The organism is Streptomyces sp. CA-142005, assembly GCF_050942335.1.
In the GTDB taxonomy this organism is placed as follows: Bacteria; Actinomycetota; Actinomycetes; order Streptomycetales; family Streptomycetaceae; genus Streptomyces.
The window spans coordinates 9783263-9799913 of record NZ_CP192078.1 but is presented as its reverse complement, the minus strand read 5'-3'; the positions used below and the strand labels follow the sequence as shown (position 1 = coordinate 9799913).

General features: G+C 68.6%; 19 protein-coding genes and 1 pseudogene. 5 read left to right on the top strand and 15 right to left on the bottom strand.

Features of this window, described 5'->3' with window-relative positions:
- Window positions 1-17: 17 nt before the first annotated feature.
- On the bottom strand, window positions 18-851 hold the full coding sequence (locus ACQPXS_RS45360; RefSeq protein WP_433455278.1) for an inositol monophosphatase family protein: 834 nt from the start codon (window positions 849-851) through the stop codon (window positions 18-20).
- Window positions 852-987: 136 nt separating this feature from the next.
- Here ACQPXS_RS45360 and ACQPXS_RS45355 point away from each other — a divergent pair, with 136 nt between their 5' ends.
- Window positions 988-1887 carry a LysR family transcriptional regulator gene (locus ACQPXS_RS45355; protein WP_433455277.1) on the top strand — a complete coding sequence of 300 codons (900 nt, stop codon included), beginning with the start codon at window positions 988-990 and terminating at the stop codon, window positions 1885-1887.
- 535 nt (window positions 1888-2422) lie between these two features.
- Here the strand turns inward: ACQPXS_RS45355 and phoU are convergent.
- Complete coding sequence (phoU, locus tag ACQPXS_RS45350; RefSeq protein WP_433455276.1) at window positions 2423-3091, bottom strand: phosphate signaling complex protein PhoU; 669 nt, start codon at window positions 3089-3091, stop codon at window positions 2423-2425.
- Window positions 3092-4220: 1129 nt separating this feature from the next.
- Between phoU and ACQPXS_RS45345 the strand changes: the two are divergent.
- Window positions 4221-4358: pseudogene (locus ACQPXS_RS45345) on the top strand (IS5/IS1182 family transposase); the annotation flags it as partial.
- Window positions 4359-4378: 20 nt separating this feature from the next.
- On the opposite strand, the gene ACQPXS_RS45340 reads toward ACQPXS_RS45345, so the two are convergent.
- From ACQPXS_RS45340 to ACQPXS_RS45320, 5 genes are all read right to left on the bottom strand, one after another.
- The gene (locus ACQPXS_RS45340; protein WP_433455275.1) at window positions 4379-5164 is read right to left on the bottom strand and encodes a S1 family peptidase; all 786 of its coding nucleotides are present in this window, start codon (window positions 5162-5164) and stop codon (window positions 4379-4381) included.
- On the bottom strand, window positions 5155-5742 hold the full coding sequence (locus ACQPXS_RS45335) for a hypothetical protein (protein WP_433455274.1): 588 nt from the start codon (window positions 5740-5742) through the stop codon (window positions 5155-5157). The genes ACQPXS_RS45340 and ACQPXS_RS45335 overlap by 10 nt, the downstream gene beginning before the upstream one ends.
- The gene (locus ACQPXS_RS45330; RefSeq protein WP_433455273.1) at window positions 5739-6098 is read right to left on the bottom strand and encodes a hypothetical protein; all 360 of its coding nucleotides are present in this window, start codon (window positions 6096-6098) and stop codon (window positions 5739-5741) included. The genes ACQPXS_RS45335 and ACQPXS_RS45330 overlap by 4 nt, the downstream gene beginning before the upstream one ends.
- Before the next feature lie 35 nt (window positions 6099-6133).
- Window positions 6134-6580, bottom strand: a complete 447-nt coding sequence (locus tag ACQPXS_RS45325; RefSeq protein WP_433455272.1) for a hypothetical protein — start codon at window positions 6578-6580, stop codon at window positions 6134-6136.
- A gap of 350 nt (window positions 6581-6930) precedes the next feature.
- On the bottom strand, window positions 6931-7356 hold the full coding sequence (locus ACQPXS_RS45320; protein WP_433455271.1) for a pyridoxal-dependent decarboxylase: 426 nt from the start codon (window positions 7354-7356) through the stop codon (window positions 6931-6933).
- Here ACQPXS_RS45320 and ACQPXS_RS45315 point away from each other — a divergent pair.
- Window positions 7307-7672: a DUF664 domain-containing protein gene (locus ACQPXS_RS45315; RefSeq protein WP_433455270.1), complete on the top strand. Its 366-nt coding sequence runs from the start codon at window positions 7307-7309 to the stop codon at window positions 7670-7672. The genes ACQPXS_RS45320 and ACQPXS_RS45315 overlap by 50 nt on opposite strands.
- Window positions 7673-7950: 278 nt before the next feature.
- On the opposite strand, the gene ACQPXS_RS45310 is transcribed toward ACQPXS_RS45315, so the two are convergent.
- Together ACQPXS_RS45310 and ACQPXS_RS45305 are read right to left on the bottom strand one after the other, a co-directional pair.
- A complete protein-coding gene (locus tag ACQPXS_RS45310; protein ID WP_433455269.1) occupies window positions 7951-8202 on the bottom strand; it encodes a hypothetical protein in 252 nt (83 codons plus the stop codon).
- Window positions 8203-8271: 69 nt separating this feature from the next.
- Entirely contained in the window at window positions 8272-9492 is a 1221-nt protein-coding gene (locus ACQPXS_RS45305; RefSeq protein WP_433455268.1) for an RNA-guided endonuclease InsQ/TnpB family protein, read from the bottom strand.
- A gap of 179 nt (window positions 9493-9671) precedes the next feature.
- On the opposite strand from ACQPXS_RS45305, the gene ACQPXS_RS45300 reads away from it, so the two are divergent.
- Window positions 9672-9965 carry a DUF6417 family protein gene (locus ACQPXS_RS45300; protein WP_433455267.1) on the top strand — a complete coding sequence of 98 codons (294 nt, stop codon included), beginning with the start codon at window positions 9672-9674 and terminating at the stop codon, window positions 9963-9965.
- A gap of 109 nt (window positions 9966-10074) precedes the next feature.
- Here the strand turns inward: ACQPXS_RS45300 and ACQPXS_RS45295 are convergent, their stop codons facing one another.
- The gene (locus ACQPXS_RS45295) at window positions 10075-10452 is read right to left on the bottom strand and encodes a PIN domain-containing protein (RefSeq protein WP_433455266.1); all 378 of its coding nucleotides are present in this window, start codon (window positions 10450-10452) and stop codon (window positions 10075-10077) included.
- Window positions 10449-10712, bottom strand: a complete 264-nt coding sequence (locus ACQPXS_RS45290; RefSeq protein WP_433455265.1) for a hypothetical protein — start codon at window positions 10710-10712, stop codon at window positions 10449-10451. Before ACQPXS_RS45290 ends, ACQPXS_RS45295 begins: the two co-directional genes overlap by 4 nt.
- Window positions 10713-11709: 997 nt before the next feature.
- Here ACQPXS_RS45290 and ACQPXS_RS45285 point away from each other — a divergent pair.
- Window positions 11710-11883 (top strand): hypothetical protein, encoded by a 174-nt coding sequence (locus tag ACQPXS_RS45285; protein WP_433455264.1) that lies wholly within the window; start codon window positions 11710-11712, stop codon window positions 11881-11883.
- A gap of 66 nt (window positions 11884-11949) precedes the next feature.
- On the opposite strand, the gene ACQPXS_RS45280 is transcribed toward ACQPXS_RS45285, so the two are convergent.
- The 4 genes from ACQPXS_RS45280 to ACQPXS_RS45265 all read right to left on the bottom strand — a co-directional run bounded on the left by ACQPXS_RS45280 (window position 11950) and on the right by ACQPXS_RS45265 (window position 15997).
- On the bottom strand, window positions 11950-12795 hold the full coding sequence (locus tag ACQPXS_RS45280) for a hypothetical protein (RefSeq protein ID WP_433455263.1): 846 nt from the start codon (window positions 12793-12795) through the stop codon (window positions 11950-11952).
- A gap of 659 nt (window positions 12796-13454) precedes the next feature.
- Window positions 13455-14069, bottom strand: a complete 615-nt coding sequence (locus ACQPXS_RS45275) for a TetR/AcrR family transcriptional regulator (RefSeq protein ID WP_433455262.1) — start codon at window positions 14067-14069, stop codon at window positions 13455-13457.
- A 67-nt stretch (window positions 14070-14136) separates the two neighbouring features.
- A complete protein-coding gene (locus ACQPXS_RS45270) occupies window positions 14137-15018 on the bottom strand; it encodes an SDR family NAD(P)-dependent oxidoreductase (protein WP_433455261.1) in 882 nt (293 codons plus the stop codon).
- A 70-nt stretch (window positions 15019-15088) separates the two neighbouring features.
- Window positions 15089-15997 carry an alpha/beta hydrolase gene (locus ACQPXS_RS45265; RefSeq protein WP_433455260.1) on the bottom strand — a complete coding sequence of 303 codons (909 nt, stop codon included), beginning with the start codon at window positions 15995-15997 and terminating at the stop codon, window positions 15089-15091.
- Window positions 15998-16651 lie beyond the last annotated feature (654 nt).

Here is a 16651-nt window from a genome sequence, read left to right as displayed (position 1 = left end):
TGTGGTTCTGGTGGGAGTCAGCGGGAAAGCGTGGCGACGGCTTCGGTGTGCACGCCGGGCGCGGCGGCCAGGAAGCTCTCGCTCTCCGGGGTCCAGGGGCGGCCCTCGGCGTCGGATATCTGCCCGCCGGCCTCGGCGACGAGCAGAGCCCCGGGAAGCAGGTCCGCGCGGGCCCCGGCGAACTGCCAGAAGGCGTCGATCCGGCCCGCGGCCACGTTCAGCAGGTGCAGGGTGGCAGGCACGGATGTCCGCACTACGAGCGCATCGAAGAGCATCGCGGTGATCGAGGAGCCGATGCGCCGCACGACCTTCTCGTCCTCGTCCGGCCTGGCCTGGCTCGTGGCCACGAGGCTCAGGCCGAGGTCCGTGGTCTGGGACACGTGCAGCGGGCGGCCGTCGAGGTGGGCGCCGGCGCCGGCGAGCGCGGTGTAGGTCTCACCGGTCAACGGCAGGTGAACTGCGGTGAGCACCGGCTGGTTGTCGCGCACGAGAGTGGCGGTCACCGCCCACTCCGGCAGGGCGTGCAGGTGGTTGACGTTGCCTTCGGCCGGATCCAGGACCCACCATTCGCCGGGGGGCAGGGCCCCGCCCGCGAGCTCGTCCTCCACCAAGCGGGCGTCCGGGCGCAGGAGGGTGAGGCGGGGGCGCAGGACGTCGAGGACCGCGTCGTCGTTGGCGGCGAGCGCGCGCATCAGCTCTTCGCGGGTCTGGTAGCGGACCACGACGCCGAACCGCTCCCGCAGCGCCGAAGCCGCCGCGCGCACGGCGATCGCGGTCTGCGCGAGCAGGTCGGCGTCGGACGCGGAGCCGGCGGTTGCAGCAATTCCGGTGGGCTGAATCGACTCGGGCATGGCGGTGCTCCCATCTGAGCAAGGGGGTGATGAGGCGGACCAGGCGAAAACCGTGTTCTTTCGCGCCCGCATCTCGAAGGTAGGAGGGCCCATCATTAACTGCAAGTGCATGTAAAGCACGGCTAGGATGAGTCTCATGCAATTGGATTTGAACCTGCTCGCCGCGCTCGATGCGCTCCTGGAGGAAGGCAGCGTGGCCGGAGCTGCTGAGCGCCTGCACGTCACCGCCCCCGCGATGAGTCGAAGCCTCGGCCGGATCCGGCGCACGACGGGGGATCAGATCCTGGTGCGTACCGGGCGCACGATGACCCCGACGCCGTACGCGATCGCCGTCCGGAAACAGGTGCACGAGCTGCTGCAGCAGGTCCAGGGTGTGCTGGCACCGAGCCGCGAACTCGACCTCACGACGCTCGAACGCACCTTCACACTCCGCTGGCACGATTCACTCGTCGCCCTCAGTGGCCCCGCGCTTCTCGCGGCCGTACGCAAGCAGGCGCCGGGCGTGCGTTTGCGCTTCATCGCGGAATCGAGCATCGACACCCCCGAGCTGCGTCGCGGCGAGGTCGACCTGGAGGCGAACGCGAACCGCCCGACCGCACCCGACATTCGCGCCGATCGGGTGGCTGAGAGCCAGCACGTCATCGTCGTGCGGCGGGGGCACCCGCTCACCCGAGTCAAGGCTGTCACCGCCGAGCGGTACGCCGCGGCCGAGCACATCACCGTCTCGCGGCGCGGAAGGCTCGTCAACGCCCTCGACGACGCTCTCGCGCAGCTCGGCCTCACCCGTCGGGTAGTGGCAACCGCGCCCACCGAAGGGGCCGCGTTCGAGTTCGTGCGCGGCTCCGACCTCCTCGTCACAGCCCCCGAATCGACGACGCGTTCAGCGGCGCCGGTTCTCGGTCTGACCCTGCTCCCACTGCCGTTCGAACTGCCGTCGGCCGCGGTGTACCTGTCATGGCATCAGCGCTATGACACCGACCCCGCACACGTCTGGCTACGCGATCTGGCGCGGACCGCGTTGGCACCCCCGCTGTAACCCACGCCTTTAAAGATCTCTAGCGCGCGTGCTCACCGTGCGGTGGCTGGGCCTGGACGCGTCGGCCAGCCGACTACTGGGCCACCCACATCCCGGAACTCTGAGCTTCCTTGCCACTGAGGACGGGCAACCGTTCATATCCGCCTGGAACGTGCCGTAGTGGCAGCCCGCCGTATCACGCCAGTTGAGACGATCTCTTAGACGCGGGCTTCCGCGGCTGTCCGGCGATGGTCGTCGGCTATCTGCACTGCCTGGGTTTCCGCCACGATGCCGCTGTAGAGACCGCAGGTGCATTGCACCACGGCACGCCCGGTCGGCTCATACTCGACCCATCCTCCCCGGTGCGTTCTGGCCCGAGCAATGCCGTGCACAACGGTCACGTGTTCCACCATGAACCCCATGCTGGCCGCCGGAACTCGGACCGCCAACGCTACGCCCGCCGAATGGGGGCCGAACCGTAGCTCGGCCAGCTGCCCGTGCCAGACACCATGCGCTGCGAAACCGGCCAGCGGGCCCCTGCCGAGCCTGGTGCAGGTCATGCAGGCCCGTGCGTGGGCAGCGCGTCTGCGTGCTCGCCGGTGACCAGGTAGACCAGGCGCTGAGCGACCGCCACCGCATGGTCGGCGAACCGCTCGTAGTAGCGGCCGACCAGCGTGACATCCACGGCCGTCGCCACACCGTGATGCCACCGCTCATCCATCAGGTGCTGGAAGATGGTGCGGTGCAGTTCGTCCATACGGTCGTCGTCCTTCTCCAACTGGAGGGCTGCATCGACGTCGTGGGTGATGAGTACCTCGGCAGCCTGCGCCATCAGGCGCTGCGCCAGCTGGCCCATCTCCAAGATCGTGCGGCGCAGATCGCACGGCACCGCGTTCTCGGGAAAGCGCATCCGGGCCAGCTTGGCCACGTGCTGGGCCAGGACACCACAGCGCTCCAGGTCCGCGCTCATGCGCAGCGAGGTGACCAACACCCGCAGGTCCCTGGCAACCGGCTGCTGGCGCGCCAGAACCGCAATCGCCCGGTCTTCCAAGTCACGCTGGAGGTCATCAACCTTCGCGCTGCCTGAGATCACGCTCTCGGCAAGATGCAGATCGGCGTCCAGGAGAGCGGTCGTGGCCATCCCCATGGCCGAGCTGACCATGTTCGCCATCTCCACCAGGCCCTTGCTGATCGACGCCAGCTCCTCGTGGTAGGCCTCCCGCATCGCGTCCTCCCGTCCAGTCACGGTTGCGTGTGCCGGCCCTAGCTCGCTGCCAAGGCTCGCACATCACGCACGGGGCACCGGTCGCTTACAGCCAGCGACGCCACCACTGGACAGGCAGTGGTCAAGCGTGCCCGTGTATAGGCGGCTCATCCGCAATCGGCTCGGCCTCGCGTGCGTCTGTCTGGCAAGCCGGGCACAGTTCGTGCCGCCAATCATCGGTGATCACGGTCCCCCACCCCAGACACACATCGCAGCCGCGGGCCAGGACCGGGTTGGCGCGAGGCAAAGGCAGGGGAACGGCGTGGGCTGAATGGGCCATGAGAGCCCCCACAGTAATCCAATAAGGTGATATGAGGCTTATGAGGCTTTTATGCAGGCTAGAGGCGACACCCATTCGGAGTAAACCCGATAACGTGCGCCTTTCCGAGGTCGGTGGAGCCTCAACACTGCTTCGCTGATGGGCGCCTGCGCCGGTACCCAACCCACCAGCGCTCAGCAGGGGAAGGGCTGTAGTCGACTGCCGTCATCTGTCGTCGTCGGCCGCCCTCGGACGGCCCCAGGGATACCGCGGGGCCGTTAGTGGTTCCCGCTGCCTGGCCCCCTCGATGCGAACTATGGGCAGGAAGGTCGCTGAGGCCTCCGGACCTGATTACGGGGGTGACGACGGCTCGGGACGGTCGCCCGTGGTCGCCACAGTTGCTGTACTTCGTTGCTGTATTACTCCGGCTCCGGAGTCCTCTGCCCGTCGCTTGGGCGATCGCTGGAGGGAGCGCTCCAGAGGCCCAGACGTTGGAGACGGCGCTGCCTGTGGCGTTCTCCCAAAGCCGTCAATCCGAAGACGATCCCCAGAGCCGCGCCCAAGCCTCCCGTGATCAACGCCTCGCCCAACGATTCATGACCCCCGAGTGCGCCTGCAGTGCAGAGGGTCGCGATCAGCGCCCCGGTGCAGACGCCGATGCCGAGCGGATGGCGAGCGGAGAAGCGCTGGGAACGAGTCGGAGGCTGCTGTCCGCCGAGCATCCGGTCCATGGCCCAGAAGGCACGCCTGAGATTGTCTAGGGGACTCCGCACAGCTCGGAGTCTAGAGGTTGTCCCGTAACCGGTGGGGCGGTTGGTGCGTTGGCTGGGCGTGGGTGGGGTGAGCTCAGCAGATGATCCGAAGTGGATCGAGCCGTTCTCCGGGTTGAGCGAGTCGCAGTTCACCAGGCTGGTGGCGTTGGTGCGGCGTCGCGGTGGCGACGTGCAGCGCGGCCGGCCGTGGCGGGTGAGGACGCCGCCGGACGGCGATCACCCGCTCGGTTGGGTGTGCGCCACGTGGTCGATCCACGGCACCAGTGGTGCCACGCTGACGTACACGCCGACGTCGTCGACGCGGCAGCTGGGGCCCCAGCTGATGATGCCGGTGATGGTCGTCGCCGCAGGTGTCGCCAGGACGGGGCCGCCCGAGTCGCCGGCACAGGTGTTCCGTGTGGCCCCGGGAGCCGGCTGGGCGCACAACTGCCACTGCGGGCGCGGCGCGATGCCGAGATCGCGTTGGGCGCGTACACAGCGCTGCGGATCGGTGAACCGGAGGGGCACTTCAGAGCGCCGGCAGGGGGCCACGCCACCGTAGCCGTCTCGTCCCCAGCCGAATGCCGTGCCTGTGGCCGGCACGGATGATGTCCGGGTGGGAAGCCGTGCGGGCGGCACGCGGACAGAGCCGGCCAGGACGAGCAGCGCTGCGTCCACGGAGCGATCCGGGTATGCCAGCGTGCGGGTGACGTGCACGCCTTGGCCGGTGACGGGCGCGGTGTGGCACAGGTTGTCAGCCCCGACGACCGCGTCGATGGACCCGTCGCGGCGGCCGCTCAGGCAGTGCCGTGCCGTGAGTACGAGGTCGGGTGCGACGAGGGTGCCGCCGCAGAACTGGCCCGTGAAGAGGTCGTTTCGTGGCGCGGAGGCGTTGACCAGCGCGACGACGTTACGGACGGCGGGCCGGGCCGGCGGGCCGCCGGCGCGGAGGGTCACCCCTCCGGCCAGCAGCCCGCCGACGAGCACCACCCACAGGGCGGCACCTCCCGATCTCAGGAGCATTGCTTCTTCTTCGTCTCCACTTGGAGGCTGATCAGGTTGTGCCACCGGTACTTCTTGGTGCCGACGTGGTAGTCGACCAGTACGGCACGCATGCCGACGTGTGTAGTGCCGGTCACCTTGACCACCGTCACCAGGTTGTACGCGGAGACGATCCTTTCCTTGACGCCTTCGGGTGGCAGGGTCGCCCCGACCGCCGGCTGCCGCGCCGCCCAGCCCGCCGAGAGGAAGTCGGCGGGCGGCGGATAGGAGGAGTAACCGTAGTCGGTGGACCGTTTGCCCAAGAGGAAGGCCGTGACGAGGTGCAGGCCGTGGGGATCGAGAAGGGTGACCTTGTCGATCACCGCCTTCTGATCACCGTAGTTATCGAGGTCGTCGCCGCCGAAGGCGACCGATCCTCCGGTCGGGACGGGCACACACACCTGACCGGAGTTGATCGGCTGCTGGTCCTTGCCGTCGAAGGGGCCGCCGTAGGCGACGGGGGCGGCGGAGGTCGTACCGGAACAGCCGGTGAGGAGGCCCAGAAGCAGTCCGGACGTGATGGCGGCGAGCCCTGCGCGAACGGCGGAAGAGCGCTTCACGGGTTGTATCCGCTGCTCGTACTGGTGTCAGGGGAGGGATCGGGCTTGATTCCCCGACGCAAGAACGGTCCGGGGATTCGCCGGTCGTGACGCTGGTGTCCACACTCCAACGGGGTGCCAGACGTATCGATCACCTGGAATTCCAAGACAACCCTGTTGGGATCACCGTCCTCGAAGAGCCAGACACTCACCAGCTCGTCCGCAACGGTCACCGCGAACTGGACGTTGACGCCGTCGCTGACCGGCGAGACGGTGACGGTCTCCCCCGGCTCAAGCCAGAAATCCTCGCCGTATGGTTCGACGAAGAGGCACAGCGGGACGCTCCCTGCATTCTCGACCGGCAGAATTCTGTGCACTACTGGATCACCCCACTCCGCACCCTGACGGCCAATCATCCATTGAGGGCGTGAGGGGGCAGCAGGTGCGGGGCGCGGATGCGGAGGATGCCAAAGACTTCATCCTTCGCCGGCCCTCGCAGTTCCGCCATGAAGGCGGGGTCCACGTGGCCCGTCCTGGCCCAGATTCCGCCGAGGGACTCCGCGCACGTCTGGGCCAGCACGCTGGTGAAGTCCTCGGTGCGAATGGTCCGGATCAGGCCCGACTCGACGAGCGGGCCGGAGAAGTCCTCCAGGTCCATCGCCGCGTCGTCCTTTTCATCCTCGCGCGCCGCGGGGTCGTCGAGGATTCCGACGAGCAGGACCGCACGTTCCTCGGGCGAGATCTCCGCCCGGCTCACCGCCGCATCCTCGGGCGAGGTCACCGCCCGGCTCTCCAGCGAAATCTCATCCGCGGTGCGGGGCCGCCCCTTTCTGAACAGCCCCTCCAGCCAAGTCCTCATCTACAAGATCCTCGATCCCGTCCACGATGCCCTCGTCGATGCCGCTGCCGACCACGCCACCTCCCAAGATCCCGTCGACCACGGACCCGATAGGGCCGCCGACAGACCCGAGGTCCGCCCCGAACACGGCACCGTAATCCGCGCCCACGAGGCCGCCTGCCAGGCTGACACCATCGTAGACGGCTGTCTGGGGCCGCTCGGTGCGGCCGCCACATCGTAGACGTCGCAGGCGGCGGTCGCAGCGATCAGCAGCCTGCCGCCAGCCTTCGCGGTCGACCTTGCCAGATCGATGGCTCGGCGCGGCACCGACGGCCCGTCCAAGGGCATGTGCTCCTTCGTAACCCCAGCCGTTAAAGATCTCTAGGCGACGGCCCGGCCATGTACCGCGCAAGGTCGAGTGTGTGATCCACCGCCTGGCGGAAGGCATCGACACCGCAGGCCTGCAAGGCGCTCCAGACTTTGAGGGCCTTGAAGCTGCGGGAAAGCTGGGGGCCGTAGTCCATGTAGTCGAGCATCAGTGGATCCTCTTCGACGGTGAGGTACGAGGAAGAGAACGCGTACGCCTTCGCCAGCAGTCTGCGGTCCCGGACCAGCAGACAGCCGGCCTCAAGGGGGGTGAAGAGCAGCTTGTGCGGGTCGAGGGCGATGGAGTCCGCCCGGGCGCACGCGGCGAATGCTTCGCGCTTGCGTTGGGTCAACACGAACAGCGCGCCGTAGCCACCGTCGATGTGCAGCCACAGCTCGGGCTTGTCGCTGCTCGGCCCCGTCCGGCACATAGCTGACGTCGAACGGACCTGGTTCCGGAACGTGTTCAACGGCGAGCACAGCGATGTGCACTGGCCCCGAAGCGACGGCGGCGCTTTCGCCGTCGACACCGCAGACCCGTTAGAGGCGTTCGCGATCTGGCACAAGGAGTGCGCCCGATCCCGCAACATCGTGGATGCCGCCCAGTCCCCCGACGCCACCGGACGCTACGAAGACGACGTCTTCTCCCTCCGCTACATCCTCACCCACATGATCGAGGAGTACGCGCGGCACAACGGCCACGCCGACCTCCTCCGCGAACGCATCGACACAATCGCCGAACAGTAGGGGACGGCCGAGGGCCGGGCCCCCTGACCGGCCCCCGGGGGTACGGGAGCACCCGGCCGGTCGCAGCACGACGGCCTGGGGCAAGCAAAAAAGCGGGCCGGCTCGTCACGGCGTCTGTGCCGGGCCGTCACCGAGCCGATGATCTTTCGGGGTTTCGGCCCCGCGCCTGGCAGGTCGGCTTCTACCGTCATCTCACCGGCGTCAGCGGCACGATGGCAGGGAGGGCGTATGCGCGGCGGGAAGGCCTTGCTCGAGACGCTGCGGGTCCTGCGCGACCATCAGGAGGCAGCCAGCGTGGCTGGGTACTGTTCGGCGCGCTGCGCCCCGACCATCACAAGGCAGTGGAAGCCGCGGCCGGGCACGGCCTGGTCGAGCTGGCCGATCCGGTGATGCGTGCGGAGTTGTCCGCCCACGAAGGAAGGCCCGTCGTCTGGGCAGCCCGGCTCACGGGGCACGGCCAGGATGCACTGCTCTACGCCGAGGCCAGCCCCACCGAGCACCGACCCGAAGGCCCCGCCGCCGTCGAGCAATTGTTGAAGGCTCCCCTCCCTGAAGGGAAGGGGATTCTCCACCCTCCAGGCTGAGCGGGGATTTACGGCTCAGGCCGCCGCCGGAGCCGGCGGCCCCGGTGGTCTTACGCCCTCGGCACCGTCCGGGTTCCAACCTGCCCGGACCAGCATCACGCGGGCGGAGTTCTTGTCCCTGGGGGACACGGCCGCGCACGCGGTGCAGGTATACGTTCTCATCGACAGAGGTAGTGCGTGCTTGGTTCTCGCTCCGCACTGCGCGCAGTCCATCGTGGTGTGCGCCGGGTGCACAAGACGGACGTCCCGCCCGTGTTTGTGGCCCATCTCGACCAGGGCACGCTTCGTCGCGGCGATGGCGGCATCGGCCGCCTTGCGGGCCATGGTGGTCTTCGCCAGGAACTTCGGCCTGAAGTCCTCCACCGCAACCCCGTCGTGGCCGCGCATCACCCGCTTGGCCCACTTGCGGCCGGTGTCCTCCCGCTGCCTCGCGATCTTCTTGTGCAGCTTCGCCGCCTGTGCCCGGGCCTGCCGGTAGCCGGCGGATGCGGGCCGTCCCTTCGGAGGACGCCGCCGGGCCATCATCCGCTGGTACCTCGCCAGCCGCTGCGCGGCCCGCCTGCCGTGCTCGGCATGCGGCAGATCGTAGGCGTCGTCGGTGGTGGTAGCGGTCTCCTTCACACCCCAGTCCACGCCCAGGACGCGGCCGGTCTCACAGAGCGGCTCAACCTGAGCCGGGACGACGAAGGACACGTACCAATGTCCGAGCGTGTCCTGGTACACCCGCACACTCGACGGATCCGCCGGAAGGTCCCGCGACCACACCACCCTCACCACGATCTGGCCCGCAAGGTGCAGGCGGCCGTCCCTGAGGCGGAAACCGCGCTTGGTGTAGTTCAGGCTGGGCCGCGCCTCCCGCTTCTTCTTCCACCTGGGCATCTGGGCCCGGCGGTGCATCGGCAACCGGTCCCTGATGTCCTTCAACGCCTTGACACGGGACGTGGCGAAGTCCCGTATCACCTGCTGCTGAGGCACCGACGCGCCCTCAGCCAGCCACGGCGACACCCCGCGGGCCTCGGTCAGCATCTTGTCGAGCTGAGCCGGACCACACGTCAGCTTCTCGCCACCCACTGTGCCCTGCACGTGGACCTGCTGGGACTTGGCCACGCATTCGTTCCAGATCCAGCGGCAGCGATCCCACTCCGCTTCGAGCCGGCGCCTGGCCGTCTTCGACAGGCGCACACGGAAGGTGTACCGGGCATGCCCGGCGTCCTTCGTGGTCGCTTCTGTCGTCATACATCCGAACCTACCCGAGAACACTGACAGTTGAGAATTCTCGATCATCGTGGGCGACAACACCGCCGTCCGGGGTGGACACCGGACCGCCCTGACGGCGATCCGGCTACCCCTGCCCTGCCCCGCAGGAGCCCGATTCCTCCCCGGCCTGAAGGCCGGGGCATCCTCGGAGGAACCCGGTGAAGCCTCGCCGCCCGCAGACGGACACGCAGCGCGTGTACGTACACCTCGGAGCCCGGCTGCACCTACCGCCGGCCGAGGGCCTGGCCGAGCGGGTGCGCACAGCGCGCCAGCTCGGCAATCTGTGGGTTCTGTACCTGGACGAGGAACAGACCGAATCGGTGGCCTACACCCTCTACCTGCGCTCGCTGGGAGGCTCGGTCGCGGACGTCAACCGCTTCACCCGCCAGTACGGTCTCGCCTTCCGCCCGAACCGGTCGACAGGCAGCCCGCAGCCGACCCGACTGCCTTGAGATCCCACGGCCGGCCTGAGTGTGGCGGCGAGCGTGACCGCGATCGGGTTACCCGCACCCGGGCCGACGGGCTGACGCAGCTCGACCCCGCCGGCGAGCAGCAGTCTGGTCAGGGGCTCATGGGATTGAGCGGGCTGACTCCGGTTCCCGCGTACAGGCCGGGGTCCAAGGACAGCAGGGAGGCGTCCTCCCCCGCCTGCCGTGCCACGATCACCGCGGAAGCGGGATGCAGCACGCGCCAGTCCGCCTCGCGCCAGGCGCCGGCCACCAGGGCGTGAGCCGCGGTGAAGCCGTCGGCCGTGGTGAAGCGGCGCTGCAGGATGTGCTGACCGGCACCCGGTCGTTCACGCTCGGCGACCACGGCCGACAGGGCCGGAATCACGATCTCGGCGTAACCGTAGCTGGCCTCCACGTACAGGCCATTGAGGAATTCGTCGCCCTCGGCGAGCGCCTTGATACACGTGTGGTCGAGCAGGACTCGGATCACGCGGCGTGGTGCTCCCGTCCAAGGCTCTGCAGGAACGCACGAGCCCGGGCCCGCGCGCCGTCAGAAACCCTCACCCCAGTCGTCTGCCTGATCTCCTCCAACGCCTGCTGCGCGCGCTGCTCCTTCTCCTCCTCGGTCAGCTCGCGCGCCACCAGCTCCGCCAGCAGGTCGTTCATGGTGGTACCGCGTTCGCTGGCCAAGACCCTCAGGCGGTCACGGACCTCTCGGGTCGTCTTGATACTGGTGTCCTTCTCTCCCATACAGCCACTCTACCGCCAGTAGAACGCAGCCGGGATGGGAACGACAGAAATCGCGGCGAACCAGGCAGCGACCGCGGCGGCACCGGGCGAGGTCCCCACACCAGGCACCGACGGAGCCCGGAAAAAGTGATGGCGCAATGCGGCCCGGCAGTCCGACCAGCACACATACGGCTGCAACCCCGGCACCCACTCGCGCCAGGAGACGCGACCGCCCCGCTCCGCACCCGTGAAGGCCCGCAGCGGCAGGCCCCAGACCCCCTGGGCAGGACCCGCACAGACCACAGCCCGCGCAATGGGAACCCCAGCACCTCAAGGCGCACCGCACACACACGCGCCCCCGGCCGCGTCCCATCTGATCAGTCCTCGCCCTGCCGCATGATCGTCATGACCGGCTCAGCCGTTCCCGGTGACCTCTTTGACGTGGCGTATCACCGCCAGGCGCCGCTTGGCCTCACGGTCAAGCGGCGGGGTGGGGGGAGTGGACTTCGGCATGTGGATCTCCGCAGTGATCGGAGACCCAGGTGTCAACGGTGATCGTCAGTTTTAGATCGAGACCGCTCCCCGCGCCTGCAAGGGGGACAGGAGGGACGGGCAGTAGCCGTTCGTTCCAGCAGGGTCGATTAGAGGTCGGTGGTGTCGGAACGGCACGACCGCGGTCCGACGTCGTCATCCCCGACCACGACCAGCCTCAGCCGGGGCAGTCCCTCTCTGCCCATGCCGCCACCGTTCGACGCTGCGACATGAGGCCAGACGCCCGCCCCGCGACAGGCGAGCCGGAGGACTCCCGCCGCGAAAGCTCCTTGCCCACCGGCCGGCAGCCCCCGCCACGGCACCGCCTCAGGGCCGATTCCCGGCCGCAGGCGAGGCCGGCCGCCACCAGGCAAAACGGTCATAACATATACACAGTCGGGCACAATCGGACATCAAACGGTATAGAATGGGCATCATGCAGCCAGCGAGTGCACCACCGGGACGGTCCCGGCACCAGGAGAACCTCATGACCTACACAACGACGGCCGCCCCCGAGTCCAACCCCCGCGCCAACGCCGCTTTGGCTGCCGACTGCGAGCTGTGCAACGGCTGGGGAAGCGTGATCACTTTCCAGGGGCGGCACGAACTGTGCCAGGCCTGCCAGTCCCCGACCGAACACGAGTGCCACGACAGCAGCTGATGTAGGTGTAGCTCCGAGAGCTACACCCATCCTGCTTGCGTGGCATGTCAGGTCAGGAACACCCTTTCAACTCAGCAGGCGATGGATGGGACGGGGCAGGAGGTTACGCAAGAGTTCCGCAGTGTCCGGCTCCATGTCGACACCGCCGCTGATCCAGTCGTTGATCCGACGCAGGCGGGTGGCGGCTTCGCGGAGCGCATCGATGTCGGGCTGCCAAGTGAAGGCGGCGGCCTCGATGGCGGTGCGCGTTTCGTCGTCGAGGTCGTCGGCGCACTCAGGGGCGACGACGACATCGAGCTTGATGTCTGCTGTCACCAGGTACATGCATCCGGTCCTCTCGAAAGGATCGGGCGGGCCGCGCCCGCCTGGGAGTTGGCGGGCGCGGCGAACGGCGATGAGGAAGCGACGGATCCTCTCCACGACGGCGGTGATGTCGGCCCTAAAGTCGCGGCAGCCGGACCCGTCGTGCAGGACAACCGGACCGGCGGCGCCGGCGGCGCCGGAGCCGTAGACCACGCACCAGCCGTGATGCTCCGCCGGGTCATAATCGATCCCGTTCTCCGTGCCGCCCGTGCCCGACATGCACACGTACGCGTCCGCACCGGCGCCAACCCAGATGCACACCGCCCCGGCCGAGACGTCCCCGCCCCGCCGAGAACCGATGGACACGTCCGCGAGGACGGCTTGCAGCAGTGCCCCGGCGCTTTCCCTCTCGACCTCCTCATCCGTGCGGCACTGCACGTAGGCGCGTGCTGCCGCGGTATCGGCGTCCGGGACGTCCAATTCCATTACCCAGCGAGTGAATTCCTCTTCGCCTGTCTCCAGAACGGCGAATTCCTCAGCAACCGGTCCGGAGATCACTCCGGCGATGAAAAGATCGCGCATGTCGACGTCCGAGCGCAGGCCGATCACGGTGAAAGCCTGAACAGCCCCCCTCCGCATTGATCTTTTCCCTCGCTGCTGAATTGATCGGGGGCGCCGGCCCCTCAGATGGGCCGGGAGCCAGCGCATGACCTGCGTCAGGAGCGGGGGCGCGGCATGAGGTCGACCGTGGCCGTGCCCAGGTACAGGCCGACCAGAGTCAGAGAGCTTTTTCAGAGGGCGGGATGTGAGCTGATGTCCGTTTCGTCGTTGTGGATGAAGTAGCCCTCGCCTGACGACTACGGACGTGGCAGGGTGAACAGCCCCGGTTCTGGCTCGGTCAGGATGTTGCGCCCGGTCAGGCGCTTGCCGCTTCGTTTGGTCCACCGATGTCAAGAGCGCGGCCCTGCCCCGGCTCTCGGTCGCGGACGGCCGCATCTACACGGTCACCGTGTCCGACCCCACCGACCCGATCGGCGTCAACACCCTCGCCGCCTACCACTACGCCGTGCTCAACTCGGCCACGGCGCCACTGTTCGCACTCGTTTCCTGAGCCTCGGTCTGCTGTACAACCCGCTGCAGATGACCGGGACGACGACGGCGGACGGCGCGTTCTGGCAAGGGACGATGACAGGGGTGACCGCCAGCGGGCGAGAAGGCCGCCGTCTCTTCGTATCCGGATTCATGGAGGGCACGGCCCCGGGCGGACTTCAGCGGGCGAGCAGTCCGCGGAGAACCACCCTTTCCACAGCTGCGACGAGTTCCGTCAAATGGGAGGCGTCAGCGCGGAGTCGGTCCGCGCGCCAGGAGAGGCCGAGAACGCCGTTCATGGCAGCCCACAACGCGGTGGCGGTGGTGACGGGGTCGAGGTCGGCGGCGAGCGAGCCGTCGGCCACCCCGTCGGCCAGGGCGGCGGCGAGTTTGGCGTTCTGCTCGTCGACGAGCGCGGCGACCCGTTCCAGGGCCGCGGGTTCGTCCGGCGGCTCGGCTAGCAGGCGGAACTGGTGTGGGCGCTCGGCGGCGAAGCGGACGTACGCGGCGGAGGCGGCCCTGATGCGTTCCACGGGGGTGCCCGGGGCAGCGTAGGCGTCGTCCATGTAGGTCCGGTTGTCCTCGAGTGCCCGCTCGGCAACCGCGATGAGAACGGCCGCGCGGCCGCCCACGCGGTTGTACACCGTCTGCACGGCGACATCCGCGCGTTCGGCGATGCCTTCCAAGGTGACCGCGTCGGGGCCTCCGGCGGCCAGCAGCTCCTCGGCGGCGTCGACGATGGCCGCGCGGGTTGCGGCGGCCCGACGTGTCGTGCGTGTGACCTTGATTGCCATGGTCTTCGCTACTTTACGAGGTGCTCGAGCGGCCGGACCCCCTGGGCGGCTTTCTTCAGCCTGGAATTCAGCGGGAACCGGCCTGGTGGCGCTCATGCGCCGCCCGGTCGTGCCAGCCTGACGCCGAGGCGAGGCCGAGGGCGCGTTGGACCGTCTGAGGGCGGAAACCGACACGTTCGAGTACCGGCCGGAACAGACCGGGAGCGTTCGCGGTCAGGGTGAGGGACCTGGGGACGACGATGCGGTCCGCACGGCGCTCGATGCCGCGGACGATACCGGCGATGACCTTTTCCAGCGGCACCATCTTCCACATCCCCTTGGAGTTGCCGCCCCAGAGGGCGTGCCCGGCCGGGTCCGCGGTCACGTCGTCCATCATCGGAGTGCGAAAGAACGTGGGGTGGGCGCTGCCGACACCGACACCCAGGTGGCGAACCTCCAGGCGGAGGCTGTCGCACATCGCCCACACGCCGGCCTTGCTCGCGGTGTAGGAGATCTGGAGCGGCGAGTGCACGAAGGCGGCCATGGAGGAGATCGCGAGGAGATAGCCGCGTTGGGCCTCGACGTGGGGCAGAGCCGCGCGGAAGGTGCGCCAGACGCCGTTGAGGTTGATGTCGATCACGCGCTCGTAGGCGGCAGGGTCAATGGTGGCCAGGGGGGCCATGGTGTCGATGCCCGCGCCGGCGACGGCGACATCAAGGCGCCCGAAGTGCGCGGCGGCCTCGTGCATGGCCGTCTGCAGTCCGGCGAGGTCGCGGACGTCCACGCCCCAGCCCCGGGCGACTGTGTCGCCACCCAGTTTCTCCGCCTGGGCCTGGGCCGCCTCGGCGTCGAGGTCGAGCAGTGCGAGGTTGGCACCCCGGTCGCGCAGGGCGTTGGCCAGGGCGATGCCGAGGCCGCCGGTGGAGCCGGTGAGGGCGACGGTGCGCCCTGTGAGGTCGTAGCGGGTCATAGCTGTCTGCCTCTGTTCGGGGGTGGATGCGGAGGTCTGGTCCACATGACGTCTGGAGCCGGTTCCCAGGTCATCGCGGGGATGTTCCCTGCGCGATCGGGACGTGGGCGGCCAGGAAAGCCAGCTGGTCGTGGAGGACGCGCTCGAAGGGCTCACCGCGGTAGATGTCGAAGTGACCGTCCGGATAGCGACGGATCTCGCCGCGGGGTGCCTTGCGGGCGTACCTGAGCGTGGGCCCCGACGGGGCCACGCTGTCCGTCTCGCACACGCAGAACAGCACCGGGCAGACGATTCTCCGGGTCCTGCGACCGGGCCGGTACCGGACGATGTCGAGGGCGAAACGCGCTGCCACCCGGTTCTCGAACGGGACATCGCCGGGCACCAGGGCGAGGTAACCCGGCTCGGCGTCCGGTGCGGTCATCAGCGCCGCCGAGCCGGGGCGTCCGGCGGTCGCGACCATGACGGGTGCACGCCCCAGACACATGCCGACCACATCGCGTACGGCGCGAGCCATGACCTTCACCGAGCTGATCGGACGCATCGCGAGAGCGGAGGCCACGCCGTCGGTGAACAGCCCCTGAGCGATGACCGCGGCGACATCCGGGTCCTGCGCGGCGGCCGTGAGGACATGGCCGCCGCTGAAGGACGTGCCCCACATGACCACGCGCCGGGGATCGGTCTCCGGCCGGGAGCGCGCGTACGCCACGGCGGCCCGCCAGTCCTGGAGCTGTCGCCTGATGCTCAGGAGCTGTCGCGGCTGACCGCCGCTGGCCCCGAAGTGCCGGTAGTCGAACACCAGGCACGCGTAGCCGACGGCGGCGAAACGCTCGGCGTAGGCGTCCAGTCGCATCTCGCGGACCCCACCGAGACCGTGTGCCATGACCACCACGGGACGCCGACCCCCACCCTCGGGCAGGTACAGCCAGGCGTGACACTCGCCCGGCCCCGAAGGAAACGTCACATTCAATCGGTCGGTCATCGGACCTCCGTAACACCGCTCGCATCGTTGGGCTCGCGGAGACTTGGAACTGCTTCCAATGTTGGAAGTTAATCCAACATTGCGGGGCTGTAAAGCAACATCGACGGCAACGAACCCGTCACGTCTCCGCTGGGTCCTGAGCCACGTCCTACTTCAGCGCCGCACTGACCGACTGGGAGGCGAAAGGGACGATGACCGGCGGAACAGCGAAGCCGGCGTGCCCCTCGGAGACAGGGCCGGCATGTCCTTGGCGGATGTCGCGACGCGCATGCGACCCGAACGCTGTCGGCCCACAGGGCGGTCGGAGCTGTAGGCGAAGAACGGCCGACGGTCCGAGTGCGCCGTATGACGCACAGAAGGACCGGTCAGCCGCGCAAGTAGCGCCGAGCACAAGGTGCGACCATGGGCCGGACCCGAAGCGGCCCGGGAACCGGCTCCTGGTCCCTCGGAGAGATCACCGCGCCGGCCCCGAGGCGAGGCGCTCGTGGGGGCCAGGCCCGCCGCAAGCAGAGCGCCGGCCTCCGCCGGTGTCAGAGGGCTCTTCGTTCTTGGACGGGTCGGTCCCCCATTCGTAGGGGGGACGCCCAGGGGTGCAGGGTGTGGCTATCAGAGGGCTGCCGCTTGTGGCTTTAGATGCTTCGCCGCCCGGTGCCC

Excerpts from the sequence above, each read along its gene's own strand:
- ACQPXS_RS45360 (WP_433455278.1), bottom strand. The coding sequence starts at position 851 with ATGCCCGAGTCGATTCAGCCCACCGGAATTGCTGCAACCGCCGGCTCC.
- ACQPXS_RS45355 (WP_433455277.1), top strand. The coding sequence starts at position 988 with ATGCAATTGGATTTGAACCTGCTCGCCGCGCTCGATGCGCTCCTGGAG.
- phoU (WP_433455276.1), bottom strand. The coding sequence starts at position 3,091 with ATGCGGGAGGCCTACCACGAGGAGCTGGCGTCGATCAGCAAGGGCCTG.
- ACQPXS_RS45340 (WP_433455275.1), bottom strand. The coding sequence starts at position 5,164 with ATGCTCCTGAGATCGGGAGGTGCCGCCCTGTGGGTGGTGCTCGTCGGC.
- ACQPXS_RS45325 (WP_433455272.1), bottom strand. The coding sequence starts at position 6,580 with ATGAGGACTTGGCTGGAGGGGCTGTTCAGAAAGGGGCGGCCCCGCACC.
- ACQPXS_RS45315 (WP_433455270.1), top strand. The coding sequence starts at position 7,307 with ATGTGCAGCCACAGCTCGGGCTTGTCGCTGCTCGGCCCCGTCCGGCAC.
- ACQPXS_RS45320 (WP_433455271.1), bottom strand. The coding sequence starts at position 7,356 with ATGTGCCGGACGGGGCCGAGCAGCGACAAGCCCGAGCTGTGGCTGCAC.
- ACQPXS_RS45305 (WP_433455268.1), bottom strand. The coding sequence starts at position 9,492 with ATGACGACAGAAGCGACCACGAAGGACGCCGGGCATGCCCGGTACACC.
- ACQPXS_RS45290 (WP_433455265.1), bottom strand. The coding sequence starts at position 10,712 with ATGGGAGAGAAGGACACCAGTATCAAGACGACCCGAGAGGTCCGTGAC.
- ACQPXS_RS45285 (WP_433455264.1), top strand. The coding sequence starts at position 11,710 with ATGACCTACACAACGACGGCCGCCCCCGAGTCCAACCCCCGCGCCAAC.
- ACQPXS_RS45275 (WP_433455262.1), bottom strand. The coding sequence starts at position 14,069 with ATGGCAATCAAGGTCACACGCACGACACGTCGGGCCGCCGCAACCCGC.
- ACQPXS_RS45270 (WP_433455261.1), bottom strand. The coding sequence starts at position 15,018 with ATGACCCGCTACGACCTCACAGGGCGCACCGTCGCCCTCACCGGCTCC.
- ACQPXS_RS45265 (WP_433455260.1), bottom strand. The coding sequence starts at position 15,997 with ATGACCGACCGATTGAATGTGACGTTTCCTTCGGGGCCGGGCGAGTGT.